The following is an 11,816-nucleotide window of genomic DNA, read 5'->3' on the forward strand; positions in this document are numbered from 1 at the left end:
CCTTGCTCCTTCCCCCTTTGGGGGAAGGTTGGGATGGGGGCCCGCCCGCCCCGCACATCCTCCCCGGCGGGGGAGGGAGAAACACTCAACCCAGGATCACCGGCTTGGTCTTCCAGATCTGGTGCGCGTACTCCGCGATGGTCCGGTCCGAGGAGAACGCGCCCATGCCCGCCACGTTGAGGATCGCCATGCGGGTCCACGCATCGGGGTCGCGGTAGAGCGCATCGACGCGGGCCTGGGTCTCGACATAGCTCGCGTAGTCGGCCAGCAGCAGGTACTGGTCGCCCCAGTTCACCAGCGTGTCGTAGATGCCCTGGTAGCGCGCGGGTTCGCCGGGCGAGAACTTGCCGTCGCGGATCGCGTCGAGCACGCCCTGCAGTTCGGGGTTGGCTTCGTAGAAGCTGCGCGGCTGGTAGCCGTGCGCGCGGATATCCGCCACCTCGGGCGTGGTGTTGCCGAAGATGAAGATGTTGTCGTCGCCGACGTTGTCCTTCATCTCGACGTTGGCGCCGTCCAAGGTGCCGATGGTGAGCGCGCCGTTGAGCGCGAACTTCATGTTGCCGGTGCCCGAGGCCTCGGTGCCGGCGGTGGAGATCTGCTCCGACAAATCGGCCGCCGGCATGATGACCTCGGCCAGGCTCACGCTGTAGTTGGGCAGGAACACCACCTTGAGCAGCTTGCCCACGCGCGGGTCGTTGTTGACCACCGCCGCCACGTCGTTGATCAGCCGGATCACCAGCTTGGCCGCGTGGTAGGCCGAGGCCGCCTTGCCCGCGAACACCACCACGCGCGGCACCAGCTCGCTGGTCTGGCCGGTCTCGTGCGCGGCCACGATGCGCTGGTAGCGCGAGACCACGTGCAGCACGTTGAGCAGCTGGCGCTTGTACTCGTGGATGCGCTTGACCTGCACGTCGAACATCGCGTCGGTGTCGACCGTGATCGCCAGGTGCTGCTCGATCCAGTTGGCCAGCCGCAGCTTGTTCTCGCGCTTGGCGTGGCGGAAGGCGCGCACGAAGGCCGGCTGCTGCGCCATCGGGCGCAGCGCCTCGAGCTGCGTCAGGTCGCGCCGCCAGCCACGGCCGATGCGCTGGTCGAGCAGCGCCGCGAGCGAGGGGTTGGCCTGCGCCAGCCAGCGCCGTGGCGTGACGCCGTTGGTCTTGTTGTTGAAGCGCTCGGGGAAGATGCGGTTGAAGTCCGCGAAGATCGACTGCTTCATGAGCTCCGAGTGCAGCCCCGACACGCCGTTGATCGAGTGGCTCGCGAGCACCGCCACATAGGCCATGCGCACGCGCCGCTCGCCGGTCTCGTCGATCAGCGACAGACGGCGCAGCAGCTCCACGTCGTGGCCCAGCTTCTGCGTCACGGTGGCCAGGAAGCGCGCGTTCAGGTCGTAGAGGATCTGCAGGTGGCGCGGCAGGATGCGGCCCATCATCTCGACCGGCCAGGTCTCGAGCGCCTCGTGCATCAGCGTGTGGTTGGTGTAGCTGAACACCTTCTGCGTGTGGCCCCAGGCCGTGTCCCAGTCCAGGCCGTGCTCGTCGAGCAGCAGGCGCATCAGCTCGGGCACCGCGAGCACCGGGTGGGTGTCGTTCAGGTGGATGCTGACCTTGTCGGGCAGGTTGTCGAAGGTCTTGTGGGTGCGCAGGTAGCGGCGCAGCAGGTCCTGCACGCTGGCGCTGACGAAGAAGTATTCCTGGTGCAGCCGCAGCTCGCGGCCCGAGGCGGTGGAGTCGTCGGGGTAGAGCACGCGCGAGACGTTCTCCGAGTGGTTCTTGCTCTCCACCGCCTGCATGTAGTTGCCGCGGTTGAAGGCCGACAGGTCGATCTCCTCGGTGGCGCGCGCCGACCACAGCCGCAGCGTGTTGGTGGCCTGCGTGCCGTAGCCCGGGATGATGGTGTCGTAGGCCACGGCCAGCACGTCGTGGGTGTCGACCCAGTCGGCCGCGCTGCCGCCGTCGCGCTTCTGCACATGGCCGCCGAAGCGCACCCGGTAGGTCACCTCGGGCCGCTGGAACTCCCAGGGGTTGCCGCGGGTGAGCCAGTAGTCGGGCGTCTCGACCTGCTGGCCGTCGACGATCTTCTGGCGGAACATGCCGTACTCGTAGCGGATGCCGTAGCCGAAGCCCGGCACGCCCAGCGTGGCCATCGAATCGAGAAAACAGGCCGCGAGCCGGCCCAGGCCGCCGTTGCCCAGCGCCGCATCGGGCTCGCGCTCGGCCAGCGCCGCGATGTCGACGCCGAAGTCGGCCAGCGCCTGCTTGACGATGTCCTGCAGCTCGAGCGCCAGCAGCGCGTTGGTGAAGGTGCGCCCGATCAGGAACTCCATCGACAGGTAGTAGACGCGCTTGACGTCCTGCGCATAGCTGGCGCGCGTGGTCGCCATCCAGCGCTCGACCAGCTGGTCGCGCACCGCCAGCGCGGTGGCGTTGAGCCAGTCGTCGGGGCTGGCGGCCACCGGGTCCTTGCCGACCGCGTAGATCAGCTTGTTGGCCACGGCGCGCTTGAAGGCGGCCACGTCGCGGTCGGGATGGTCGTAGGCAAATTCTTCGATCGTCATGGGTGGGTCGTCGTGTGTGTGTGGATCGGAAGGTCAGGCGAGCGCTTGCTCGCAGACGGCGATGTAGTGCGCGGCGGCGGTCTGCCAGTCGGCGGGCTGCCGCATCGCGTGGGCGCGGACGCGGCGCCAGTCGGCCGGCCGGTGGTAGAGCGCGAAGGCGCGGCGCAGCGCGCGGTCGAAGCCGGCGGCGTCGAAGCCGTCGAAGACGAAGCCGCTGGCGCTGCCGTCGGCCATGTTCTCGAGCGTGCAGTCGACCACCGTGTCGGCCAGGCCGCCCACGCGGTGCACCAGGGGCAGACTACCGTACTTGAGGCCGTACATCTGCGTGAGACCACAGGGCTCGAACATCGAAGGCACCAGCGTCACGTCGCCGGCGCCGAACAACCGGTGCGCGAAGCCCTCGTCGTAGCCCAGCGTGGCATGCACCGATTGCGGCGCGGCGGCCGCGCGCGCGCGAAAGGCTTCCTCGAGCCAGCGCTCGCCCGTGCCCAGGAGCGCGAGCTGGCCGCCGTGCGCCAGCAGCGTGTCGATCGCGCCCAGCACCAGGTGCTGGCCCTTCTGCTCGGTGAGCCGGCTGACCATCACGAACAGCGGCGCGTCGGGCGCGATGGCCAGGCCCAGCGCCTGCTGCAGCGCGGCCTTGCACACCGCCTTGCCGCCCGGATGGCGCGCGTCGAAGGGCGTGGGCAGCAGCGCGTCGTGGGCCGGGTTCCAGACCGCGTCGTCCACGGCGTTGAGGATGCCGCTCAGCACGCCGCTGCGCCCGCGCAGCAGGCCGTCGAGGCCGCAGCCCTGGGCGGGGGTCTGGATCTCGCGCGCATACGTCGGGCTGACGGTCGTGAGCCGGTCGGAGAAGTAGAGCCCGGCCTTCATGAAGGACAGCTGGCCGTGGTATTCCAGCCCGTTCATGTGGAAGGCCGCCGGCGGCAGGCCCAGGCCCGCGAACTCCCAGGGCGGGAACAGGCCCTGGTAGGCCAGGTTGTGGACCGTGAACACGCTGCCCACGCGCGGGCCAGGCGTGGGGTCGAACGCCAGGTAGGCGGGCGCGAGCGCCGCATGCCAGTCGTGCGCATGCACCACTTCGGGTCGCCAGCCCGGATCGAGGCCGCGCGCCAGCCGGGCGGCGGCCCAGCCCAGCAGCGCGAAGCGGCGCGCGTTGTCGGCGTAGGGCTGGCGCGATGCGTCCTCGTAGGGGTTGCCCGGGCGGTCGTAGCGCGCGGGCGCATCGACCACATAAGCCTGGACCGTGCCGATGCGGCCGGCGCGCAGCACCGCGCGCTCGCCCCAGGGCGCGTCGAAGGCCGCGACCTCGGCGAGGTCGCCGACGCCGGCCAGGATCGCCGGGAAGCCCGGCAGCAGCACGCGCACGTCCTGCCCGGCCTGGGCCAGCGCCGCCGGCAGCGCGCCGGCCACATCCGCCAGCCCGCCGGTCTTGAGAAGGGGAAAGAACTCGGCGCTGACCTGGAGGATGCGCATCAGTGCGGCGCCTCGGCCAGCCGCTGCAGCATCTCGCGCGTGATCAGCACCACGCCGGTCTCGGTGCGCTCGAAACGGGCCGCGTCCGCGACCGGGTCCTCGCCCACCACCATGCCCTCGGGGATCACGCAGGCGCGGTCGACCACCACCTTCGACAGCCGCGCATGGCGGCCGACCTCGACGTCGGGCAGCAGCACGGCCTCGCGCACCTCGCAGAAGGAGTGGATGCGCACGCCCGAGAACAGCACCGAGCTGCTCACCTTCGACCCCGACACGATGCAGCCGCCCGACACGATGGTGTTGACCGTGATGCCGGGCTGGCCGTTCTGGTCGAGCACGAACTTGGCCGGCGGCAGCTGCCGCTGGTAGGTCCAGATGGGCCAGTCGGTGTCATAGATGTCGAGCTCCGGGGTGATCGAGGCCAGATCGAGGTTCGCCGCCCAGAATGCATCAATCGTGCCGACGTCGCGCCAGTAGACCGGCGCGTGCGGCCCGCGCGCGCCGCGCGTCACGCACGACAGGCTGAACGGATGCGCGAGCGCGCGGCCCTGGGCCACGGCGCGCGGGATGATGTCCTTGCCGAAGTCGTGGCTCGAATCGGGGTTGACCGCGTCCTCCTCGAGCAGCTGGTAGAGGTATTCGGAATCGAACACGTAGATGCCCATGCTCGCGAGCGCCAGGTCGGGATGGCCGGGCATGGCGGGCGGGTCGGCCGGCTTCTCGAGGAACTCGGTGACGTTGCGGTCGGCGTCGATGGCCATCACGCCGAAGGCCGAGGCCTCGTGGCGCGGCACCTCGATGCAGCCCACGGTGCAGCCCAGGCCGCGCTCGGCATGGTCCTTGACCATGATCGAGTAGTCCATCTTGTAGATGTGGTCGCCGGCCAGCACCACCACGTAGTCGTGCCGGGTGGAGCGGGTCTGGATGATGTCGAGGTTCTGGAACACCGCATCGGCCGTGCCGCGGTACCAGTGCTCGTCGCCCACGCGCTGCTGGGCCGGCAGCACGTCGACCATCTCGTTGAGCTCGGCGCGCAGGAAGCTCCAGCCGCGCTGCAGGTGGCGCATCAGCGAATGCGACTTGTACTGCGTGACCACCGCCATCCGGCGGATGCCGGAGTTCAGGCAGTTCGACAGCGCGAAGTCGATGATGCGGAACTTGCCGCCGAAGTACACGGCCGGCTTGGCGCGCCGGTCGGTCAGCTGCTTGAGTCGCGAGCCCCGGCCGCCGGCCAGCACCAGGGCGATGGTGCGGCGTACCAGTTGATGGGCCTGCAAGGGTTGGATCCTGGCGTTCTCGGTGGTCATGCGGCTTGTCTCCCGGTGGTGTGGGTCAATTCAGCGTAGCACCGGGCGCCGCTTCGCGCACCCTTTGCGCCAGCCAGAGCGTGGCGGGCGCCAAGGTTTCTGCGCGCTGCAGCAGCCGGCGGGGCCGGTCGTCGTCCTCGCTGGCCAGCCGGCGCAACCAGGCGCCGGGTGGCATCACGAAGTCGACGGCCTCGGTCCCGGCCTGGATGAGCACGAGCCATGCCACCTCGTGCACGGGCGCATCGAACAGCACCATCAGCGCGGGCCGGTCGCCGCGTTCCCAGTCGGCCGGTGCCATGGGCTGCCCCTCGGGCGTGAGCCAATGCAGGCCCGTGGGCGCCTGCTCCGCCGGCCACCAGGACGCGCGGCGCAGGGGCGCCGCCTCGCGCCGCAGTGCCAGCACCTGGGCCACGAAGCGCTGCAACGCCGTGTCGGCATGGTCCCAGTCCAGCCAGGTCGTGGCGTTGTCCTGGCAGTAGGCGTTGTTGTTGCCGCCCTGCGTGTGGCCGATCTCGTCGCCCGCCAGCAGCATCGGCGTGCCCTGTGACAGCAGCAAGGCGGCCAGCAGCACGCGCTGCAGGCGCGCGCGCCCGGCCCGCACGGCGGGGTCGTCGGTCTCGCCCTCGATGCCGCCGTTGCGGCTCAGGTTGTGGCCGCTGCCGTCGCGGTTGCCTTCGCCGTTGGCCAGGTTGTGGCGCTCGGTGTAGCTCACCAGGTCGCGCAGCGTGAAGCCGTCGTGCGCGGTCACGAAGTTCACGCTGGCCGTGGGCGCGCGGCCGTCATGGCGGAATTCGCCGCTGGAGGCGGTGAAGCGGTGGGCGAAATCGCCCGGGCCCGCGCCATGGCCCAGCCAGAAGCTGCGCTGGGTGTCGCGGAAACGGTCGTTCCATTCGAGCCAGCCGGGCGGGAACTGGCCCAGCCGGTAGCCGCCCGGGCCGATGTCCCAGGGCTCGGCGATCAGCAGTGCGCGCGACAGCACCGGGTCCTGCGCCATGGCGGCCAGCAGCGGGGCGCGCGGATCGAAGTCGCCGCCGCCGCGCCGCGCCAGCACCGGCGACAGGTCGAAGCGGAAGCCGTCGACGCCCAGCGCCGTGACCCAGTGGCGCAGGCTGTCCATCGCGAGCTGCACCACGCGCGGCTCGGCGAAGTTCAGGCAGTTGCCGCAGCCGGTCCAGTTCTCGTAGAGCGCGCGGTCGTCGGCGCGCAGGTGGTAGTAGAGCGCGTTGTCGATGCCGCGCAGCGACAGCGTGGGGCCGAGCTCGTCGGTCTCGGCGCTGTGGTTGTAGACCACGTCGATCACCAACTCCATGCCGCGCGCATGCACCGCGTCGGCCAGCGCGCGGAATTCCGAGGCCGGCGTGCTGCCGGGCCGGCCGCTCCAGTAGCGCGCCTCGGGCGCGAACCAGCCGATGGTCGTGTAGCCCCAGTAGTTCGACAGGCCCGCCTTCAGCAGCCGCTCCTCGTCGGCGCGGTGCTGCACCGGCATCAGGCTCAGCGTGGTGATGCCCAGGCCCTGCAGGTGGTCGAGCACCGCCGGCTCGGCCAGGCCGGCGTAACTGCCGCGCAGTGCGGGCGGCACAGCCGGATGGCGCATCGTCTGGCCGCGCACATGCAACTCGCAGAGCACGCGCTCGGCCGCGGGAATGCGGGGGCGCGGCACGTCCAGGGGGCCGGGGTCCGCCGTCACGCGGGCCTTGAGCGCGACCGCGCCGTTGTCGCGGCCGTCGCGCTGCGATGGCTGGCCGGGCACATGGCCCAGGAACAGGTCGCTGCCGTCGTAGCGGCCGACGATCTCGCGCGTGTAGGGGTCGAGCAGCAGCCTGGCCGGGTTGAAGCGCTGGCCTTCGTGCGGCGCCCAGGGGCCGTGCACCCGGTACCCGTAGACCAGGCCGGGCTGTGCGCCCGCGAAATGGCCGTGCCAGACGCCGTCGGTGCAGGCCGGCAGCGGCAGGCGCTGCTGCTCGCTGCGGCCGCCGGCGTCGAACAGGCACAGCTCGACCCGCGTGGCGCGCGGCGCCGCGAGCGCGAAGTTCAGGCCCTGCGGGCCGGCTGTCGCACCCAGGGGGAAGGGGAGGCCTGCGGTCAGCATGGAGGGATCGGTCGTTTTCATTGTGCATGCGAAAAGCGCGCCAGACCCGCGACAAGCCCCGCGTTACAGGACCGGCGCCGGACAGCCGCGATAATCCGCGTTCCCCCGGCCGACCGAGCGCCGGGCTGTTGCCAAAGCCTCATGAACCCCAGCTACCAACCCGCCGACGTCGAATCCGCTGCCCAGTCCCACTGGACCGCGGCCGACGCCTACCGTGTCGTCGAGAACCTGCGCGATGCGCGCGGCGAACTCAAGAAGAAGTACTACGCCTGCTCGATGCTGCCCTACCCCAGCGGCAAGCTGCACATGGGGCACGTGCGCAACTACACGATCAACGACATGCTGGTGCGCTACCTGCGCATGTCGGGCTACAACGTGCTCATGCCCATGGGCTGGGACGCCTTCGGCCTGCCGGCCGAGAACGCGGCGCTCAAGAACGGCGTGCCGCCGGCCAAGTGGACCTACGAGAACATCGCCTACATGAAGGGCCAGCTCCAGGCCATGGGCCTGGCGATCGACTGGAGCCGCGAGATCGCCACCTGCGACCCGAGCTACTACAAGTGGAACCAGTGGCTGTTCCTGAAGATGCTCGAGAAGGGCATCGCCTACCGCAAGACCCAGGTCGTGAACTGGGACCCGGTCGACCAGACCGTGTTGGCCAACGAGCAGGTGATCGACGGCAAGGGCTGGCGCACCGGCGCCACGGTCGAGCGCCGCGAGATCCCCGGCTACTACCTGAAGATCAGCGACTACGCGCCCGAACTGCTCGAGCACACCCAGCACAAGCTGCCGGGCTGGCCCGAGCGCGTCAAGCTGATGCAGGAGAACTGGATCGGCAAGAGCGAAGGCGTGCGCTTCGCCTTCACGCACGACATCCAGGGCGCCGACGGCAAGCCGATCCAGGACGGCCGCATGTACGTCTTCACGACGCGCGCCGACACCATCATGGGCGTGACCTTCTGCGCGGTCGCGCCCGAGCATCCGCTGGCCCTGCACGCGGCCAGGACCGACCCCAAGGTCGCGGCCTTCATCGAGGAATGCAAGAACGGCGGCACCACCGAGGCCGAGCTCGCCACGCAGGAGAAGAAGGGCGTGCCCACGGGCCTCACCGTCACGCACCCGATCACCGAGGAGCAGGTGCCGGTGTGGGTCGGCAACTACGTGCTGATGAGCTACGGCGACGGCGCCGTGATGGGCGTGCCCGCGCACGACGAGCGCGACTTCGCCTTCGCCAACAAGTACGGCATCGAGATCATCCAGGTGGTGCTGGTGGATGACGAGCCGCACTTCGACTATCACAAGTGGCAGGACTGGTACGGCGACAAGCAGCGCGGCGTGACCATCAACTCCGACAACTTCAGTGGCATGGGCTTCAAGGAAGCCGTGGCCGCGGTGGCGCATGCGCTGGGCCAGAAGGGCCTGGGCGAGCTGCAGACCACCTGGCGCCTGCGCGACTGGGGCGTGAGCCGCCAGCGCTACTGGGGCACGCCGATCCCGATCATCCATTGCGAAGAACACGGCGCGGTGCCGGTCCCCGAGAAGGACCTGCCGGTGGTGCTGCCGACCGACTGCGTGCCCGACGGCTCGGGCAACCCGCTGCACAAGCACGAAGGCTTCCACGCCGGCGTGGTGTGCCCGGTGTGCGGCAAGCCCGCGCGGCGCGAGACCGACACCATGGACACCTTCGTGGATTCGTCCTGGTACTTCATGCGCTACTGCGACCCGACCAACGACCAGGCGATGGTCGGCGAGGGCGCGGCCTACTGGATGCCGATGGACCAGTACATCGGCGGCATCGAGCACGCGATCCTGCACCTGCTGTACGCGCGCTTCTGGACCAAGGTCATGCGCGACCTGGGCCTGGTGAAGGTCGACGAGCCCTTCGCCAAGCTGCTCACGCAGGGCATGGTGCTCAACCACATCTACTTCCGGCGCGGCCCGTCGGGCGGCAAGGACTACTTCCCGCCGCTCGAGGTCACGCCGGTGCTCGACGCGCAGGGCCGCATCGTCGGCGGCACACTGGCCGACGGTTCGTCGGTCGAGTACGGCGGCGTGGGCAAGATGGGCAAGAGCGAGCGCAACGGCGTCGACCCGCAGGACCTGATCGAGCGCTACGGCGCCGACACCGCGCGGCTCTACACCATGTTCACCGCGCCGCCCGAGGCCACGCTGGAATGGAACGACGCGGCGGTCGAGGGCAGCTCGCGCTTCCTGCGCCGGGTCTGGAACTTCGGTGCCGCCCAGCATGCCTTCGATGCCGGCGCGGGCCGGCCCGGCGCCAAGGCCGACTTCGGCAAGGAGGCCAAGGCGCTGCGCCGCGAGGTCCACAGCGTGCTGCGCCAGGTCGACTACGACTACCAGCGCATGCAATACAACACGGTGGTGTCGGGCGCGATGAAGCTGCTCAACGCCCTCGAGGGTTTCAAGCCCGGCGGCGATGCGGGCGACCGCGTCGCGCTGCGCGAAGGCTTCGGCATCCTGCTGCGCGTGCTGTACCCGGCCACGCCGCACATCGCGCACCAGCTGTGGCAGCAACTCGGCTACGACCGGGACTTCGGCGAGCTGCTCGACGCGCCCTGGCCGGTGGTCGATGTCGCCGCGCTGGTGCAGGACGAGATCGAGCTCATGCTGCAGATCAACGGCAAGCTGCGCGGCAAGGTGGTGGTGCCCGCGGGCGCCTCCAAGGACGAGATCGAGGCGCTGGCGCTGGCCAGCGACGATTTCGTGCTGCACGCGGCGGGCGCGCCGGCCAAGCGCGTGATCGTGGTGCCGGGCCGGCTCGTCAACGTGGTGCTCTGATCGCATGAAACAACTCCAGCCCTCGCGTCGTCTCTTCCTGGCGTCCTCCGCCGCGGCCCTGCTCGCGGGCTGCGGCTTCGAACTGCGCAAGGCGCCGACCTTCGCGTTCAAGACCATCGCGGTGCCAGGCAATTCGGCCTTCGTGAACTACCTGCGCCGCAACCTCGCGGCCGCCGGCACGGTCGAGCTGATCCCGGCGGCGCGGGCCTCCGAGGCCGAGGCGGTGCTCGACATCCTGGGCGAGAACCGCGACCGCGTGGTGCTCGCGACCAACTCGGCCGGCGAAGTGCGCGAGCTGGAGCTGCGGCTCACCATTCGTTTCCGCCTGCGCACGCCGGCCGGCAAGGAACTGCTGCTGACCGAGATCTCGCAGAAGCGCGACCTGACCTACAACGAATCCAGCGCGCTGGCCAAGGACGCCGAGGCCGAACTGCTGTTCCGCGACATGCAGAACGACGTGGCGCAGCAGATGCTGCGCCGCATCGCCGCGGTCAAGGAAATCTAGCCCGCATGCAGCTGGCGGCCGCCCAACTCCAGGCGCACCTCGCGAAGGGGCTGCGCTCGCTCTACACGATCCACGGCGACGAGCCGCTGCTCGCGCAGGAGGCGGCCGACGCCATCCGCGCCGCGGCGCGCACCCAGGGCTACACCGAGCGCAGTTCGTACACCGTGGCCGGCGCGCATTTCGACTGGAGTGCGGTGCTGGCCGCGGGCGGTTCGCTCTCGCTGTTCGCCGACAAGCAGATCGTCGAGATCCGCATCCCCTCGGGCAAGCCGGGCAAGGACGGCAGCGTGGCGCTGCAGCAGATCGCCGAGGCCGCGACCGGCAACGACAGCACGCTCACGCTGGTGCTGCTGCCCAAGCTCGACCGCGCGACCCGCACCGGCGCCTGGTTCTCGGCGCTGGAGAACCACGGCGCGAGCCTGCAGGTCGACCCGGTCGAGCGTGCCGCGTTGCCGCAGTGGATCGCGCAGCGCCTGGCGCTGCAGGGCCAGCGCGTGAAAGCCGGCGAGGAGGGCCAGCGCACGCTGCAGTTCTTCGCCGACCGCGTCGAAGGCAACCTGCTGGCCGCGCACCAGGAAATCCAGAAGCTCGCGCTGCTGCATCCGGCCGGCGAGCTCGGCTGGGAACAGGTCGAGGGCGCGGTCAACAACGTGGCGCGCTACGACGTCTTCAAGCTGTCCGAGGCGGTGCTGGCCGGCAACCCGGTGCGCGTGGCGCGCATGCTCGACGGCCTGCGCGCCGAGGGCGAGGCCGAGGTGCTGGTGCACTACACGCTGGCCGAGGACATCCGCGCGCTCAAGCGCGTGAAGGACGCGATGGGCGCGGGCCGACCGCTGCCCATGGCGCTGCGCGAGAACCGCATCTGGGGCGCGCGCGAACAGGCGTTCGAGCGCGCATTGCCGCGGCTCGACGACCGCGCGCTGGCGCGGCTGCTCAAGGCCGCGCACACGGTCGACGGCATCGTCAAGGGCCTGCGCCAGCCCGACTGGCCGGCCAGCGGCTGGCAGGCGCTGCAGCGGCTCGCGCTGATGCTGTGCCGGGCCTGCATGGCGCCGCCGGCCAAGGCCGCGCGCTAGGTCCTGC

At 70.2% G+C, this 11,816-nt stretch carries 7 protein-coding genes; 3 read left to right on the plus strand and 4 right to left on the minus strand.

Going from position 1 to position 11,816, the window contains the following annotated elements:
- Window positions 1-85: 85 nt before the first annotated feature.
- Genes QTI20_RS29200 through glgX form a run of 4 tightly spaced genes read right to left on the minus strand, consistent with a single transcriptional unit; the run spans window position 86 to window position 7,429 of the window.
- Window positions 86-2,557, minus strand: a complete 2,472-nt coding sequence (locus tag QTI20_RS29200; protein WP_286555751.1) for a glycogen/starch/alpha-glucan phosphorylase — start codon at window positions 2,555-2,557, stop codon at window positions 86-88.
- Between the two features lie 33 nt (window positions 2,558-2,590).
- Window positions 2,591-4,033, minus strand: a complete 1,443-nt coding sequence (gene glgA / locus QTI20_RS29205; protein ID WP_286555750.1) for a glycogen synthase GlgA — start codon at window positions 4,031-4,033, stop codon at window positions 2,591-2,593.
- Complete coding sequence (gene glgC, locus QTI20_RS29210) at window positions 4,033-5,340, minus strand: glucose-1-phosphate adenylyltransferase (protein WP_286555749.1); 1,308 nt, start codon at window positions 5,338-5,340, stop codon at window positions 4,033-4,035. The genes glgA and glgC overlap by 1 nt, the downstream gene beginning before the upstream one ends.
- Before the next feature lie 25 nt (window positions 5,341-5,365).
- Window positions 5,366-7,429 carry a glycogen debranching protein GlgX gene (gene glgX / locus QTI20_RS29215; protein ID WP_286555747.1) on the minus strand — a complete coding sequence of 688 codons (2,064 nt, stop codon included), beginning with the start codon at window positions 7,427-7,429 and terminating at the stop codon, window positions 5,366-5,368.
- Window positions 7,430-7,570: 141 nt separating this feature from the next.
- On the opposite strand from glgX, the gene leuS reads away from it, so the two are divergent.
- From leuS to holA, 3 genes are read left to right on the plus strand one after another with little or no spacing between them, the layout of a single operon-like run.
- Window positions 7,571-10,228, plus strand: coding sequence for a leucine--tRNA ligase (gene leuS, locus QTI20_RS29220; RefSeq protein ID WP_286555746.1), 2,658 nt, complete (start codon window positions 7,571-7,573; stop codon window positions 10,226-10,228).
- A 4-nt stretch (window positions 10,229-10,232) separates the two neighbouring features.
- Window positions 10,233-10,733 carry an LPS-assembly lipoprotein LptE gene (locus QTI20_RS29225; protein ID WP_286555745.1) on the plus strand — a complete coding sequence of 167 codons (501 nt, stop codon included), beginning with the start codon at window positions 10,233-10,235 and terminating at the stop codon, window positions 10,731-10,733.
- 5 nt (window positions 10,734-10,738) lie between these two features.
- Window positions 10,739-11,809 (plus strand): DNA polymerase III subunit delta, encoded by a 1,071-nt coding sequence (gene holA / locus QTI20_RS29230; protein WP_183024275.1) that lies wholly within the window; start codon window positions 10,739-10,741, stop codon window positions 11,807-11,809.
- Window positions 11,810-11,816 lie beyond the last annotated feature (7 nt).

Origin of the sequence: Variovorax sp. J2P1-31 (genome assembly GCF_030317215.1) — a bacterium.
In the GTDB taxonomy this organism is placed as follows: Bacteria; Pseudomonadota; Gammaproteobacteria; order Burkholderiales; family Burkholderiaceae_C; genus Variovorax.